18 protein-coding genes are annotated in these 13700 nt (G+C 64.5%); 8 read left to right on the top strand and 10 right to left on the bottom strand.

The features are described from left to right. Nucleotides 1-1916, bottom strand: a 1916-nt coding sequence (locus tag Q0743_RS00910; RefSeq protein ID WP_298239717.1) for a HAMP domain-containing protein, incomplete at its 3' end; no start/stop codon positions are given. 275 nt (nucleotides 1917-2191) lie between these two features. On the opposite strand from Q0743_RS00910, the gene Q0743_RS00905 reads away from it, so the two are divergent. Then, nucleotides 2192-2485, top strand: a complete 294-nt coding sequence (locus Q0743_RS00905) for a hypothetical protein (RefSeq protein ID WP_298239716.1) — start codon at nucleotides 2192-2194, stop codon at nucleotides 2483-2485. A gap of 5 nt (nucleotides 2486-2490) precedes the next feature. On the opposite strand, the gene Q0743_RS00900 is transcribed toward Q0743_RS00905, so the two are convergent. Beyond that, nucleotides 2491-3003 carry a DUF4142 domain-containing protein gene (locus Q0743_RS00900; RefSeq protein WP_298239715.1) on the bottom strand — a complete coding sequence of 171 codons (513 nt, stop codon included), beginning with the start codon at nucleotides 3001-3003 and terminating at the stop codon, nucleotides 2491-2493. Between the two features lie 94 nt (nucleotides 3004-3097). On the opposite strand from Q0743_RS00900, the gene Q0743_RS00895 reads away from it, so the two are divergent. Both Q0743_RS00895 and Q0743_RS00890 read left to right on the top strand, forming a co-directional pair. Then, the gene (locus tag Q0743_RS00895; protein ID WP_298239714.1) at nucleotides 3098-3292 is read left to right on the top strand and encodes a hypothetical protein; all 195 of its coding nucleotides are present in this window, start codon (nucleotides 3098-3100) and stop codon (nucleotides 3290-3292) included. Nucleotides 3293-3611: 319 nt separating this feature from the next. Further along, nucleotides 3612-3818 carry a hypothetical protein gene (locus tag Q0743_RS00890; RefSeq protein WP_298239720.1) on the top strand — a complete coding sequence of 69 codons (207 nt, stop codon included), beginning with the start codon at nucleotides 3612-3614 and terminating at the stop codon, nucleotides 3816-3818. A gap of 133 nt (nucleotides 3819-3951) precedes the next feature. Here the strand turns inward: Q0743_RS00890 and Q0743_RS00885 are convergent, their stop codons facing one another. Then, complete coding sequence (locus tag Q0743_RS00885) at nucleotides 3952-4200, bottom strand: hypothetical protein (protein ID WP_298239713.1); 249 nt, start codon at nucleotides 4198-4200, stop codon at nucleotides 3952-3954. 171 nt (nucleotides 4201-4371) lie between these two features. Here Q0743_RS00885 and Q0743_RS00880 point away from each other — a divergent pair, with 171 nt between their 5' ends. Beyond that, the gene (locus tag Q0743_RS00880; protein ID WP_298239712.1) at nucleotides 4372-4530 is read left to right on the top strand and encodes a hypothetical protein; all 159 of its coding nucleotides are present in this window, start codon (nucleotides 4372-4374) and stop codon (nucleotides 4528-4530) included. Nucleotides 4531-4678: 148 nt separating this feature from the next. Here the strand turns inward: Q0743_RS00880 and Q0743_RS00875 are convergent, their stop codons facing one another. The 7 genes from Q0743_RS00875 to Q0743_RS00845 all read right to left on the bottom strand — a co-directional run bounded on the left by Q0743_RS00875 (nucleotide 4679) and on the right by Q0743_RS00845 (nucleotide 9924). Further along, a complete protein-coding gene (locus Q0743_RS00875) occupies nucleotides 4679-5155 on the bottom strand; it encodes a hypothetical protein (protein ID WP_298239711.1) in 477 nt (158 codons plus the stop codon). After that, nucleotides 5155-5502, bottom strand: coding sequence for a DUF3147 family protein (locus Q0743_RS00870; protein WP_298239710.1), 348 nt, complete (start codon nucleotides 5500-5502; stop codon nucleotides 5155-5157). Before Q0743_RS00870 ends, Q0743_RS00875 begins: the two co-directional genes overlap by 1 nt. Beyond that, complete coding sequence (locus Q0743_RS00865) at nucleotides 5499-6077, bottom strand: phosphatase PAP2 family protein (RefSeq protein WP_298239709.1); 579 nt, start codon at nucleotides 6075-6077, stop codon at nucleotides 5499-5501. The genes Q0743_RS00870 and Q0743_RS00865 overlap by 4 nt, the downstream gene beginning before the upstream one ends. Before the next feature lie 100 nt (nucleotides 6078-6177). Beyond that, a complete protein-coding gene (locus Q0743_RS00860; RefSeq protein ID WP_298239719.1) occupies nucleotides 6178-7068 on the bottom strand; it encodes an SDR family oxidoreductase in 891 nt (296 codons plus the stop codon). A 215-nt stretch (nucleotides 7069-7283) separates the two neighbouring features. Continuing rightward, nucleotides 7284-7835, bottom strand: coding sequence for a DUF4142 domain-containing protein (locus Q0743_RS00855; protein ID WP_298239708.1), 552 nt, complete (start codon nucleotides 7833-7835; stop codon nucleotides 7284-7286). A gap of 61 nt (nucleotides 7836-7896) precedes the next feature. After that, nucleotides 7897-8124 carry a hypothetical protein gene (locus Q0743_RS00850; protein ID WP_298239707.1) on the bottom strand — a complete coding sequence of 76 codons (228 nt, stop codon included), beginning with the start codon at nucleotides 8122-8124 and terminating at the stop codon, nucleotides 7897-7899. Between the two features lie 3 nt (nucleotides 8125-8127). After that, on the bottom strand, nucleotides 8128-9924 hold the full coding sequence (locus Q0743_RS00845) for a thiamine pyrophosphate-requiring protein (RefSeq protein ID WP_298239706.1): 1797 nt from the start codon (nucleotides 9922-9924) through the stop codon (nucleotides 8128-8130). A 138-nt stretch (nucleotides 9925-10062) separates the two neighbouring features. Here Q0743_RS00845 and Q0743_RS00840 point away from each other — a divergent pair, with 138 nt between their 5' ends. The 4 genes from Q0743_RS00840 (at nucleotide 10063) to Q0743_RS00825 (ending at nucleotide 13582) form a co-directional block, all read left to right on the top strand. After that, nucleotides 10063-10437, top strand: a complete 375-nt coding sequence (locus Q0743_RS00840) for a PRC-barrel domain-containing protein (RefSeq protein ID WP_298239705.1) — start codon at nucleotides 10063-10065, stop codon at nucleotides 10435-10437. Nucleotides 10438-10459: 22 nt separating this feature from the next. Then, nucleotides 10460-10618: a hypothetical protein gene (locus Q0743_RS00835; protein WP_298239704.1), complete on the top strand. Its 159-nt coding sequence runs from the start codon at nucleotides 10460-10462 to the stop codon at nucleotides 10616-10618. A gap of 199 nt (nucleotides 10619-10817) precedes the next feature. Next, entirely contained in the window at nucleotides 10818-11972 is a 1155-nt protein-coding gene (locus Q0743_RS00830; RefSeq protein ID WP_298239703.1) for an HlyD family secretion protein, read from the top strand. After that, complete coding sequence (locus Q0743_RS00825; RefSeq protein ID WP_298239702.1) at nucleotides 11969-13582, top strand: DHA2 family efflux MFS transporter permease subunit; 1614 nt, start codon at nucleotides 11969-11971, stop codon at nucleotides 13580-13582. Before Q0743_RS00830 ends, Q0743_RS00825 begins: the two co-directional genes overlap by 4 nt. Nucleotides 13583-13700: the final 118 nt, after the last annotated feature.

Raw genomic sequence — 13700 nt, 5'->3', positions numbered from 1 at the left:
GCGACGCGCGTGACCTCGCCGGCGAAGGCGTTGAGCTGGTCCACCATGGTGTTGAGGGTTTCCTTCAGCTGAAGGATTTCGCCCGACACGTTCACGGTGATCTTCTTCGACAAATCGCCCTTGGCGACGGCGGTCGCGACCTCGGCGATGTTACGGACCTGGCCGGTCAGGTTCGAGGCCATCGAGTTGACGCTGTCGGTGAGATCCTTCCAGGTGCCGGCGACGCCACGCACCTGGGCCTGGCCACCGAGCTTGCCTTCGGTGCCGACCTCGCGCGCGACGCGCGTGACCTCGCCGGCGAAGGCGTTGAGCTGGTCCACCATGGTGTTGATGGTGTCCTTCAGCTCGAGGATCTCGCCGCGTACGTCCACGGTGATTTTCTTCGAGAGGTCGCCGCCGGCAACCGCCGTCGTCACCTCGGCGATGTTGCGAACCTGTGCGGTCAGGTTCGACGCCATCGAGTTGACGCTTTCCGTCAGATCCTTCCAGGTGCCGGCGACGCCGAGCACGTTGGCCTGGCCGCCGAGCCGCCCCTCGGTACCGACCTCGCGCGCCACGCGCGTGACTTCGCCGGCGAAGGCGTTGAGCTGGTCGACCATGGTGTTGAGCGTCTCCTTCAGCTGAAGGATCTCGCCCGAGACGTTCACGGTGATCTTCTTGGAGAGGTCGCCGCCGGCGATGGCGGTAGCGACGTCGGCGATGTTGCGGACCTGTGCGGTCAGGTTCGACGCCATGAAGTTGACGTTGTCGGTGAGGTCCTTCCAGGTGCCGGCGACGCCGGGCACTTGCGCCTGACCGCCGAGCTTGCCTTCGGTACCGACCTCGCGCGCCACGCGCGTCACTTCCGAAGCGAACGAATTGAGCTGGTCCACCATGGTGTTGATGGTGTCCTTCAGCTCCAGGATTTCGCCACGCACGTCGACCGTGATCTTGCGCGAGAGGTCGCCGCGCGCCACGGCGGTCGTCACGTTGGCGATGTTGCGCACCTGTGCGGTCAGGTTGCCGCACATCGCGTTCACGGAGTCCGTCAGGTCCTTCCAGGTGCCGGCGACGCCGGGCACGATCGCCTGGCCGCCGAGCTTGCCGTCGGTGCCGACCTCGCGCGCCACGCGCGTCACTTCGGAGGCGAAGGAGCGGAGCTGGTCCACCATCGTGTTGATGGCTTCCTTGAGCTGAAGGATCTCGCCGCGGACGTCGACCGTGATCTTCTTGGAGAGGTCGCCGTTGGCAACCGCGATCGTCACCTCGGCGATGTTGCGAACCTGGTTGGTCAGGTTGTTCGCCATCGAGTTGACGCTCTCGGTGAGGTCCTTCCAGACGCCGGTCACCTCCGGCACCTGGGCCTGGCCGCCGAGCTTGCCTTCGGTGCCGACCTCGCGCGCCACGCGCGTCACCTCGGAGGTGAACACGCCGAGCTGCTTGATCATGGTGTTGACGATGTTGGCCGACTGCAGGAATTCGCCCCGCAGCGGGCGACCTTCGACGTCGAGCTTGACGGTCTGGAGCAGGTCGCCTTGGGCGACGGCGGCGACGGCGCGCGTCACCTCGCGCGTCGGCCACAACAAATCGTCGATCAGCGTGTTGACGGAGCCTTCCATGTCGGCCCAGGAACCGGAGGCGAGGCCGAACTTGACGCGCTGCCGGGTCTTGCCTTCGCGGCCCACGACCTGGCCGACCAGCTCGAGCTGCTGCGCCATGCGCTGGTTGGCGGCGATGATTTCATTCAAAGTGTCGGCGATCTTGCCGTCGATGCCGAGATAGTCGCCGCCCATGCGTACCGAGAAATCGCCGCTGCGCATCGCTTGCAGGGCGAGCAGCAATTCGGCCCGGGAATCCGGATCGGGCAGGCCGTTGGTTCTTGGCTTTGGGACGCGACGACCGGACCGTGATGCAGCTCCGGGATCGAGGTCGCTCATACTAATTCCCCCGCAGGCGTCGGCCGAATCCTAGGCAAGACGCAATTGGTCAAAATAGAGCGTCAGCCAAATTCGAAATCAAGCGCCGAGGTTACGACGCGAGGAAATGGAACCTGCCTTGCTCAGCCCGACGTTAATAACTGCAATCTCCTGAATTGGTTCCAGGCGGTTCCCGAAAAAGAAGGTGGGGCCGCGCGCCCGCCGTCCTGTTTCGCTGCATCCTTCGGAACGGAGCGCGGAGGCCCGCGGTTAGCCTGCAAAGATGGAGAATGGATATGCGAACAGGACTTGCCGCGATGATCATTGTGCTGTCTGCCGGGGCGGCGCTGGCGCAGAACGGTGCCCCTAGCGGCCGTGGCGCGGCGACCGGCGATCCCGCCGCCAGCTCCGCCAGCCCGCAGGCGGCTCCGTCGACCACGGGCGCGGCGACCCGCTCGAACCCGAGCGGAAGCGGCACCTCGTCGTCGGGCGGCAAGGATGACAATGGCGATGCGGGCCGGGATAGGATGCCGGAGAGCAACCGCGCCGTGCGGCCGGAGAGCCAGCAACATCATCCGAACGACAAGTGAAGGCGCTACTTGTCCGCCATGGTGCGCTCGGCATCCTTGACCTGCGCGCGTAGCATCGGGAGCTGCTCGCGCGCGAACGCCGCCAGCGCGGTGTTGTCGGGGGCCTTCAGATAGCGTTCAAGCAGGTCGATGGCCGCGTCATATTCGGGGATCTGCGAGGCATAGAAGCTCCGGACGAATGTCGGTCCGTCCGATACTTCGGGCTCGACCAGGCTCGCGCCGACCGAGGTCGTCTTGCCGGCATGAGGTTCTGTGCCGATCGCCTCCTGGATCTGCCTCAGCGCCTTGTCGCGCTTGGCCGCCTCTTCCGCGCGCAAGGCGGCGAGGTTCTTGACCTCGGCATTGCCCTTCAGATCGGTGCTCTCCAGCAGGCCCTGCTGGAAGCGGCTGAAATTGTAGAGGCCGCTGATGACGTCGGTGGCGCTCGGCGGGCGATCGACAAGCTTTCGGTCACCCGTGCTGTCGGCAAGCGCTGCGGTGCTGACGAATGCCAGGATGATGGCGACGAGAATTCTCATCGCTACCAATCGCGGAGGGGGAGAGGAGTTCCGTGGAACATTACGATCCAGCAATCGGGTTGCGAGGCCACAGTTCCATCCCCACGTCTTCCGGATGAAACAGTCTGACATCTTCAGAGACAACGCCGACAATTGTCTTCAGCTCGCCGAGCGAGCCGACGGGCAGCCTGCCCACAAGCGCTATTCGCGCATGGCGGACGCCTGGACTGCGCTCGCTTATGAACAGGATTGGCTCGACGGCGAAATCCCGCCCCTCGCGGGACGTTTCCCGCGACCGCGGGATGCGTGAGGGCTCTCCCGTTTGTATATTCGCGTGTGAGACGGCTCACGGTACGCAAGCGACCCATCCAGCATGATCGGGGAACAGTCGATCGCCCAGGTTTTCGATTCCAGAAGGAGGTTTTGCGATGGCTCCACGTCTGGCTCTTCTTTCACTCGTTCTCGCCTTTGGTGTCTCGGTCGCGTTTGCGACAGTGACGACGGTGCGTCAGGTACATCTGGAGAACACTACGGCCACGATCCACGCGGCGCACAGCTAGCGCCGCTTCGGAACATTCGCCGCCGTGATGCGTAACCGCTTCGACACATCAGGAGAGGCGAAGCACATCATGGCCCATTCCGACCACGGCATCGTCAAAGACAAGCGGGCAGAGGATCAGCCGCGCGACAAGCAGCGTGCACAGTCCGTGCACAAGACCGATCCGCAGAAGGGTTCGCCGTCGCGTGAGGCGACGCGCGATCCCAAGCTCAACGACAACAGCAAGACGCCAGGCTCCGGTGCGATGCCTGACGGTTCAAGCGACGCGACAGGGTAGGCTCGGGGAACCAATCCTCTCTCGACGAGTCGAATGATTGCTTTCGGCTGTCATGCCCCCGGTGCGCCGGAAGCAATCTCCAAGAGCGACCCTGGCACTCCCGTGCCGGGGTCGTTTGCTTGATGAGTACGGGTCAGTCCTCTGTACCGCTCTCGGGGTCCCCTTGCGTATGTCCATCGGGGCCGCGGCCGAACACGCCGAAGCTGCTCGACTTCACGCCGGCGCCTGCATCGACGCCAGCCGCGGCGAGCCCGAACTTGAGCAGCTCGCGGACCGCGGCGGCGCGTGTCGGCATACGATGCTTGAACCGGAAATCATCAACGGCGGCCAACTCTTCCGGCGAGAGCATGACCTGAAGGCGCTCGGCGCGAAGGTCGTTCATGGTCGAACACGCAATTGAGTAGTTTGAGTAGGTTACTCAACAAACCAACTCGGCGCGAGTTCCACAAGAAGTGCGAAAGTTGCCAATTGAGTATAAATCAACAGTAAAATCAATAAGTTATATTGAAACGACTCTCGCGCTGGCGCGTTCTTCCAAAGAGGGAGAAACGCCATGACGGACGAAGTCAGGTTGCCCCGAAAGCTTTCCGAGGAACCGGAAGCCCCCAAGCCGGTGCGTCCGAGCCATCAGAAGGTCATCGATCAAGTCGAGCGCTGGGCCAACAGCCCGGGGCTGCAGCCACCGAGGACGGAAGATGCGAAAACGGTCTGAGCCACACACATTCGAACAACGTCTCATAGAGCAAAAGCAGCGGCTCGAGCACGAGCTGGCGGGCCTGCCGGTTGGACACCAGCGCGACACAGTTCTCGCGCGCATCGATCAGCTTCACACCGCTGCCGAGATGTACGGTTTTCTGATGCTACGGGAAGAAGTTGCGGCGCCTCGCTGACCGGCCGAGGCGCTCGGCGTGAGAGGTCATGCGAAGCTTACGCCGCAGCCACCACGCCGACACCGATACGGCCGTCCATGCCAGGATGGCGGCGGCGAACGCGCCAATCGCAGTCGTCGAAATCATGACGTAAAAGACGGACGCGAAGGCTGCGAGCCCGATGCTACCGAGGCCGGCGCCCGCAGCATCGAGTGCCGCGGCCTGCTGCCCGCGTCTGCGTCCGCTGAGGCCGGCCTTTTCCTTGGCGCGGCGTTCGTGGCTATCGATCAGCGTTGCGCTGGCGCAGAAGATGGCGGGCAGCGCGAGGAAGAGCCCGCCGACGGCGACGCCGAAACATGTGCTCGCGATGCCCGCCAGGACCGTCGCCAGTCCACCGAGCAGGAAGCGAACGCCATACTCGTACCATCGCGTCTGTTTCAGGGCCGAGGGAGACAGCTTGACCGGCATCAGGCAACGCCTCCAAAACCCGCGAGCAGACCGAAGGCAACAACGAGCCATACGATAAAGGCGACGACGGTGGCCGGCAGCGCCGCGAGATGAAACCTCATCAGGAGGTGGCAGACGGCGAGGCTGTAGCAGGCCAGTGCGATAGCGCCATAGATCATCGTCCAGCTTTCGGCGGCGACATATCGCGGGCCATGCTGGACGACGGCGATGCTGAGTGTGGCCAGCGCGACCGATGGCGCCGCGCCGAGCAGCCCGGCAAAGCTCTTCGGCCGCAGCATGTCCCCCAGGATCGCGAAGGCTGAGACGATCAGGCCGCCGGCCACGAAGCGCAGGAGATATTCGGTCATGGTCGTATCCGCGGAGGCTCTGGCCGCCGCTTCAGCAGCGTGAACGGCCGGAACGATCGCTCAACGACGACGCCGAGCGCGAAGCCTGCCACCACGTCGCTGGTCCAGTGCGCCAGCAACGCGACGCGGGTCAACGACAACGCTACCGCGAGGCAGCGCGCCGCCCGACGTCGGGCAGGCGGCAACAGACCGGCCGCCGAGGCGAGCGCGCCCATATGCACGGCGTGACCGGAAGGGAACGCGTCTCCGGGCCGCCCTGAGAAGGGGACGCCACGCCGATGCCCGGCGACGGTCAGCCGATCCGGTCGCGTCTGGTCGAACACCGACTTCAGAAGATGCGGCAGCACGGCCGTTGCCAGCGAGATCATCAGGACGTGATCGGCGAGGGGACGCTGCTGCGGTTGCCGCAGCCGGGTGTAAAGCCATCCCGCCGCGGCGAGCGCGACCAGCACATGCTCGTCGGCCCCCCAGGTCATTGCCTGGGCGGCGTGCTCGAACTCCGAATTGGTGTGGTGCGCGATCTCGCTCGAGATCGCCTTGTCGATCCGGGTGGGTTTGACTGTTACGAGCGCCATCGGTCAGCCGACGATTTTCCTCCATGACAGTTCTGCAAAAGCCAGGAGAGAAGGAAGGTTCCTGAGCTCGGCCGCGTTGGTACGAAGCCGAGCTTGGGATCTACGGCTGCCCGGATCCGCCCGCAGCGCCGTAGACCTGACCCGTCGCATAGCTGGCGTCGGTGGCGGCAAGCTGCACATAGATCGAGGCGAGCTCGACAGGTTGACCGGGACGGCCGAGCGGCGTCATGCCGCCGAACTTTTCCAGCTTCTCCATGGTGGCTCCGCCGGAGACCTGCAGCGGCGTCCAGATCGGTCCAGGCGCGACGCCGTTGACGCGGATGCCCTTCGAGGCGAGCTGCTTGGCCAGCGACTTCACGTAGTTCATCGTCGCCGCCTTGGTCTGCGCATAGTCGTAGAGATCGGGCGAGGGATCGTAGGCCTGCTCGGAGGTGGTGCCGATGATGCAGGAGCCGGGCTTGAGATGCCGCAGCGCCGCCTTGATGATCCAGAACGGGGCGTAGATGTTGGTCTTCATGGTGGCGTCGAAATCTTCCGACGACACGTCCAGGATGGAGGCGCGCGTCTGCTGCCGGGCTGCGTTGTTGACGATGATGTCGAGGCCGCCGAGGCCTTGCACTGCCTGCTCGACCAGCTTGCTGCAGAAGGCTTCATCCTTGAGGTCGCCGGGAATTGCAAGTCCGGTGCGCCCTTCCTTCTTGATCAGCGCGATCACCTCCTGGGCGTCGGGTTCTTCCGCCGGCAGATAGTTGATCGCGACGTCAGCGCCTTCGCGCGCATAAGCGATCGCGGCGGCGCGCCCCATGCCGGAATCGCCGCCGGTGATGAGGGCCTTGCGGCCGGCAAGCCGCCCGGAGCCCTTGTAGCTGGTCTCGCCATGGTCGGGCTGCGGCTCCATCTTGCCGGCAAGACCCGGCCAGGGCTGCGACTGCTTCTTGAACGGCGGCTTCGGATAACGGCTGACGGGGTCGATCAGGTTCTGCTCGGCCATGGACGTATCTCCTTTCGCCGTCGAAGATGCCAAAGATGCGGCGGCAAGCGTTGCGCCGACGGCATGAACGACCTTCCGGCGGGTCATCGACGTCTTGCTCTGCTGCGTCATGAGGATCTCCACGATGTCGCAAACTGAACGTGCGGAGCAAGGCATCGTTGCTAAACGCAAAAGGACACCGGCAAGGCCGGTGTCCTTTGTTGGCATTGACCGAGTTACTTGGACTGGCCGACGCTCGGGGCCTTGCCGAGCTCCTTGGCCATGTCGAGATGGTGCTTGAGCGCCGGCAGCGTCTTGCCGGCCCAATCCTTCAGCGCGGAATTGTCGCCGCCCTTGGCGTAGCGTTCGAACAGCGACACGGCGTCCTCATGGGCGCTGACCTGATAGGAGTTGTAGTCCGAGGAAAAATCCTTGCCCGAGGCGTTCTTCAGCTTGTCGAGCTTGCTCTGGTGCGAGCTGTCGAGCGCCGTCGGCAGCGTTGCCTGCACCTTGCCGTCGCCGACCAGCCCCTTGAGCTCGGTGCTGGTCTTGGTGTGATCGGTGATCATCTGCTGGGCAAAACTCTTCTCCTGGGCGTTGCCCTTCTGCGCGGCGAGCTTGCTCGATTCGATCTCGAACATGTCGCTGACGGCGACCTCCTTGACGAAGTCGGCGGTCGCAGGTGCGACGCCGAGCGCGGAGTTGACGCCGGTCTTCTCGCCCAGCGATTGGGCGAGTGCGGGGCTTGCGAGCAGCACGCAAGCAAGGGCGATGACGGCACGTTTCATGGCTGGTCCTCTGAATTGACGGTCGTTTGCGCCGGTCAACCCGGGATCGGGATCGAGGTTCCTAATCCGTCGGATTTCGCCCGGTGCGTGGATTGATCGGATCGGTCGGTTTGCGCCGGAGCCGCTCGGGCAGGAACGGCTCGCCGGGCGCAGCCGACGGCGCTGCGCGCACGTCCGCATGGCGCTGCGCGCGCTCGTGAGATGTCTTGTTGTCGTTGAAATGGTGCTTCACATCGACGCCGTCGACGGGATCGTTGACGCCATGCTGGATATCGCGGAAGTCGCTCATGGTTCATTCCTTTCCGGGCAAGATGGTTTCGAGCACCTGCCGCGCGGCGCCCTTGATGACGCTGCTCTCGTTCGGGTCACCCTTCATCAGCGCGAGGGAGAAGTTCTTGGCCTGTTGAAGCGTGATGTGCGGCGGCAGCGGCGGCACTTCGGGATCGGTCTTCACTTCCAGCACGACGGGCATCTCGCTTCCCAGCGCCTGCTCCCAGGCCGAGCTCAGCAACTCGGGACTGTCGACGAAGATGCCGCGCAGGCCGATGAGCTCGGCGAAGCGCGAATAGGAGACGTTGGGGATGCGCTGCGAAGCCTCGAATTTGGGATCGCCGTTGATGATGCGCTGCTCCCAGGTCACCTGGTTGAGATCCTCGTTGTTGAAGACGCAGACGACGAAGCGCGGGTCGCGCCAGGATCGCCAGTATTTCGCGGCGGTGATCAGCTCGGCCATGTTGTTCATCTGCATGGCGCCGTCGCCGACGAGTGCGATCACCGGCCGATCCGGATGGGCGTATTTGGCGGCCAGCGCATAGGGCACCGCGGCGCCCATCGAAGCGAGGCCGCCGGAAAGCGAGGCAGTCATGCCGCGTCGGATCTTCAGGTCGCGTGCGAACCAGTTGGCGCAGGAGCCGGAATCGCTGGTGACGATCGCGCGGTCGGGCAGGCGCGGGGACAATTCCCAGGCCACGAGTTGCGGATTGACCGGCGCGGCCGGCTGGTGCGCGCGATCATCCAGCGTCTTCCACCATGTCGCGACATTCTCCGCAATATCCCGGCGCCAGGCGCCGTCGGTCCTGGATTTCAGTCGCGGCAGCAATGCGCGCAGCGTCTCGGCGGCGTCGCCCACGAGGCCGACCTCCATCGGAAAGCGGATCGACATCATGCTGGCGTCGATGTCGATCTGCACGCCGCGCGCGGCGCCTTCCTTCGGCAGGAATTCGGCGTAGGGAAAGGCCGAGCCGACCATCAGCAGCGTGTCGCATTCCATCATCATGTCGTAGCTGGGCTCGGTGCCGAGCAGGCCGATCGCGCCGGTGACCCAGGGCAGATCGTCGGGCAGTGCGGCCTTGCCGAGCAGTGCCTTGGCGCAGCCGGCCGACAGACGATCGGCGACCGCGATCACCTCGTCGGTCGCGCCAAGTGCGCCGGCGCCGACCAGCATCGCGACCTTCTTGCCGGCGTTGAGGACCTCGGCGGCACGATCGAGATCGGCCTCGCGCGGCACGATGCTGGGGGCGCTGTAGCCGATGCCGGAATGCAGGGTGCCGTGCGCGCGGGGCGGGCTCTTGTAAGGCTCCTCCTGCAAATCATTGGGCAGGATGATCACGGTGGGCACCCGCCGCGCCAGCGCGATCCGCACCGCACGGTCGATCAGGTGCCGCACTTGTGCAGGCGAGGAGGCCTGCATGACATAGGCCCCGGCGACGTCCTTGAACATCGAGAGCAGGTCGAGCTCCTGCTGGTAGTGTCCGCCGAGGGCACTGCGAGCCTGCTGACCGACGATGGCCAGCACCGGCTGGTGATCGAGCAGCGCATCGTAAAGCCCGGTGATGAGATGCGAGGCGCCGGGGCCGGAGGTCGCGATGCAGACACCGAGCCGGCCTGAGAATTTTGCGTAAGCCGTCGCCATGAACGCCGCCATCTCCTCGTGCCGCGCCTGCACGAAGCCGATCATGCCTTCCTTGCCTTGAGCCCGGTTCATCGCGCCGAACACGCCGTTGATACCGTCGCCGGGATAGCCGAAGATGTGACGCACGCCCCATTGGTGCAGACGCTGGACGATGAAGTCGGAGACGGTCTGGGACATCAGGGGAGCCCTTGCATGCGTGAAGGTCAGAGAACGGCTCCTTCCCTGCGATGTTCCTGGCCGTCCCAGGCGAACATCGATGCAGGAACGATCGCTCACCCACCCCGTTGATTCACATTGGCTGAGTGGAGAATCGAGATGCTGAATGAAGGCGAGCTGGGCCGCAGCGAAATGGGGCGGCTGATCGGTAGCGACAAGGTCGAGGGAACATCGGTCTACGGCGCCGATCGCAACCGGATCGGTTCGATCGAACGGGTGATGATCGACAAGGTGAGCGGCAGGGTGTCGTACGCGGTGCTGGGCTTCGGAGGATTCCTGGGCCTCGGCAACGACCATTATCCGTTGCCCTGGCAGTCGCTGAAATACGATACCGAGCTCGGTGGATACGTCACCGGCATCACCGCCAAGGCGCTGGAAGGCGCGCCGAAATACGCCGAACGAAGCGATTGGAACTGGGGCGACGATGCCGCGATGCGCGGCGTCAACGCCTATTACGGCGTCCCCTTCGCTTGAGGCTTCAGGGAAGGATGGATCCATGAGCAAGGAACAACCCAATGACGATCCCCGGCAACAGAGCGACTGGGGTTCGCACAAGCAGACGGACAAGCCCTGGAACGGCAATCCGGAGAAGGAGCAGGGATCCGACGAGGTGAAGCCCGATCTCGAGAAATGGCATCGGACGAAGACGCACTGAAACACGTGCAATCTCGTGGACTATCGAAACGAGCGCGGCATCCATGGTGTCGCGCGTCTTTTTTGGCCGCGCGATCACGAATGACGGCGACGCTCCGGCTTGGCGGAACCAAGTTTCGGCGCGGCGGTTAGGCTCGCGGCGCGAAAGACCGATGCAAGACGGCCTGGCGCCAGATCAATCCCGAGAAAGGTTGCTGGCCGTGGATGCTCAGACACGGGAGCGTGGGCCGTCCGCGGAGCAGCCGCAGCGGGCGAAGCAGGCTCCAAGATCGAACCCCGATCCGTCCCTCGACACCAAGGAGCAACCGCAGAAGCCGGCGCCGTCGCTGCGAGAGCGGCTCCGCCAACATTGGCTGGTTGCGACCCTGGGCGCCGTCGTGCTGATCGCAGCGCTGGTTGGCGGTCTGCTCTACTGGCTCGAGGTGCGTCACTATGAGTCCACCGACGATGCCTTCGTCGCGGCGCGCAGCTTTTCGGTGGCCTCCAAGGTCGGCGGCTACGTGACCGATATCCCGGTCACGGACAATCAGCACGTCAAGGCCGGCGATCTTCTCGCCAAGATCGACGAGCGCGACTACCGCATCGCCGTCGATCAGGCCGATGCGCAGGTTGCGGTGTCGAAGGCGAACATCGACAATGTCGAGGCGCAGATCGTTTCGCAGCAGGAGCAGATCAAGCAGGCCGAGGCCCAGCTCGAGCAGGCGCAAGCCCAGCTTCAGTTCTCGCAGGAGGAATTCAAGCGCGCGGAAGAGCTGGTCGAGAAGGGCGCCGGCACCGTTCAGCGCCAGCAGCAGACCCGCTCCGATCTCCAGGCGCAGCAGGCCAACACCGAGCGCGCCAAGACCGCGGTCTCGGCCGCGCAAATCGGCATCAAGACGCTGCAGGCGCAGCTCGAAGGCGCCAGGGCACAGCTTGCGCAATCGCAGGCGCAGCTCGATCAGGCGAAATTGAATCTGCAATACACCAGCGTCCTCGCGGCGCAGTCCGGCCGCGTCGTCAAGCTCTCGGGCGCCAAGGGCACCTTCGTCACGGCGGGACAGAGCCTGATGATGTTCGTGCCCGACGAGGTCTGGGTCGTCGCCAATTACAAGGAAACTCAGCTTAACGACATGCGCCCAGGCCAGCCGGTCGAGATCCGCATTGATGCCTATCCCGGCCGCAAGCTCACCGGCCATGTCGACTCGGTGCAGCCGGGCTCCGGCGCCGCGTTCAGCCTGCTGCCGGCGGAGAACGCCACCGGCAATTACGTCAAGGTGGTGCAGCGCGTGCCGGTGAAGATCGTGGTCGACAACTGGCCGGCCGATTTGCCTGTCGGCCCGGGCATGTCGGTCGTGCCCTGGACCAGGGTGCGATGAGCGACGTCGCGCAAGGCGGCGCGTCCGGCTGGTCGCCGGAGCGCTCGGCGGCAGGCGGTCATAATCCCTATCTGATTGCTTTCGTGGTCTCGATCGCGACCTTCATGGAGGTGCTCGACACCACCATCGCCAACGTCGCGCTGCGCCACATCGCAGGCAGCCTCGCGGTCGGCATCGACGAGAGCACTTACGTCATCACCAGCTATCTCGTCGCCAACGCCATCGTGCTGTCGATCTCGGGCTGGCTGTCGACCGTGATCGGCCGCAAGCGCTTCTATATGATATGTGTCGCGACCTTCACATGCGCCTCGCTGCTGTGCGGCTTTGCGTGGAATTTGCAGTCGCTGGTGCTGTTCCGCATCCTGCAGGGCCTCGGTGGCGGCGGCATGGCCACCAGCGAGCAGGCGATCCTTGCCGACTCCTTTCCGCCGCACAAGCGCGGCCAGGCCTTTGCGATCTACGGCGTCGCCGTCGTGGTCGCGCCGGTGATCGGCCCCACGCTCGGCGGCTGGATCACCGACACCTACACCTGGCACTGGGTATTCCTGATCAACGTCCCCATGGGTCTGCTGTCGCTGTTCCTGGTCGGGACGCTGGTGAAGGAGCCCTCCGGCGCGGAGGAGGAGAGGGAGAAGCTGCTCAGCAAGGGGCTGCGTGTCGACTATGTCGGCTTCCTGCTGGTCGCGATCGGGCTCGGCTCGCTGGAATTCGTGCTTGATGAAGGCCAGCGCAATGACTGGTTCGGATCGAACATGATCGTGTTGTTCACGGGGTTCGCGGCCGTCTCCCTGCTTGCGCTGATTCCGTGGGAGCTGACACGGGAAGATCCCATCGTCGACTTGCGCCTGCTCGGCCGCCGCCAGTTTGCCGCCTGCTTCCTGGTCATGCTCGCGACCGGCGCCGTGCTGATCTCGACGACGCAGCTTCTGCCGCAATTGCTTCAGACCGAGCTGAACTACACGGCGATGCTGGCCGGCCTTGCGCTATCGCCCGGCGGCATCGCGACCTTGGTGCTCATGCCCGTGGTCGGCCGCCTCGTCAGCACGGTGCAGCCGAAATATCTCATCATGTTCGGGGCTGCGATTGTCGCGTTCTCGATGTGGCATCTCACCGGGCTCACCGGCGACATCAGCTATGGCTATGCGGCGATGTCGCGCGTCTTCCTCGCGCTGGGCCTGCCGTTCCTGTTCCTGCCGGTGACGACCGCGTCCTACGAGGGCGTGCCGCCGGACAAGACCAACCAGGCCTCCGCCTTGATCAACGTTGCTCGCAACATCGGGGGATCCATGGGCGTCGCGCTGGCGCAGACGGTCTTGGCGCAGCGCCAGCAATTCCACCAGAGCCGCCTCATCGAGCACGCCGCGCCGTCGGACCTCGGCTATCAGCAGACCATCGACGCGATGACCCGCTACTTCCAGGCGCAGGGCTCCAATGCCGGCGATGCGGCATCACAGGCGCTCGCATGGGTCGGCCGCACTTTGCAGCAGCAGGTGGATCTGCTCGCCTATATCGACGTGTTCTGGACACTGGCGATCATTGCGGTGCTGATGATCCCCACGGCGGCCGTGCTGCGGCCGATCAAGCTGGGTGGCCCGGCGCGCGGGCATTGAGTAATCCGGCACATTCGCTGTCATCGCCCGCCTTGTGCGCAATTGCGCACTTGGGCGGGCGATCCAGTATTCCAGAGGCGGTTGTAGGATACGGAGAAGCGGCAGCGTAGTGGGTGGA

This window comes from uncultured Bradyrhizobium sp. (assembly GCF_936943645.1).
Classification (GTDB): domain Bacteria; phylum Pseudomonadota; class Alphaproteobacteria; order Rhizobiales; family Xanthobacteraceae; genus Bradyrhizobium.
The sequence above is the reverse complement of the archived record's forward strand: the minus strand, read 5'-3'. Positions and strand labels throughout refer to the sequence as shown.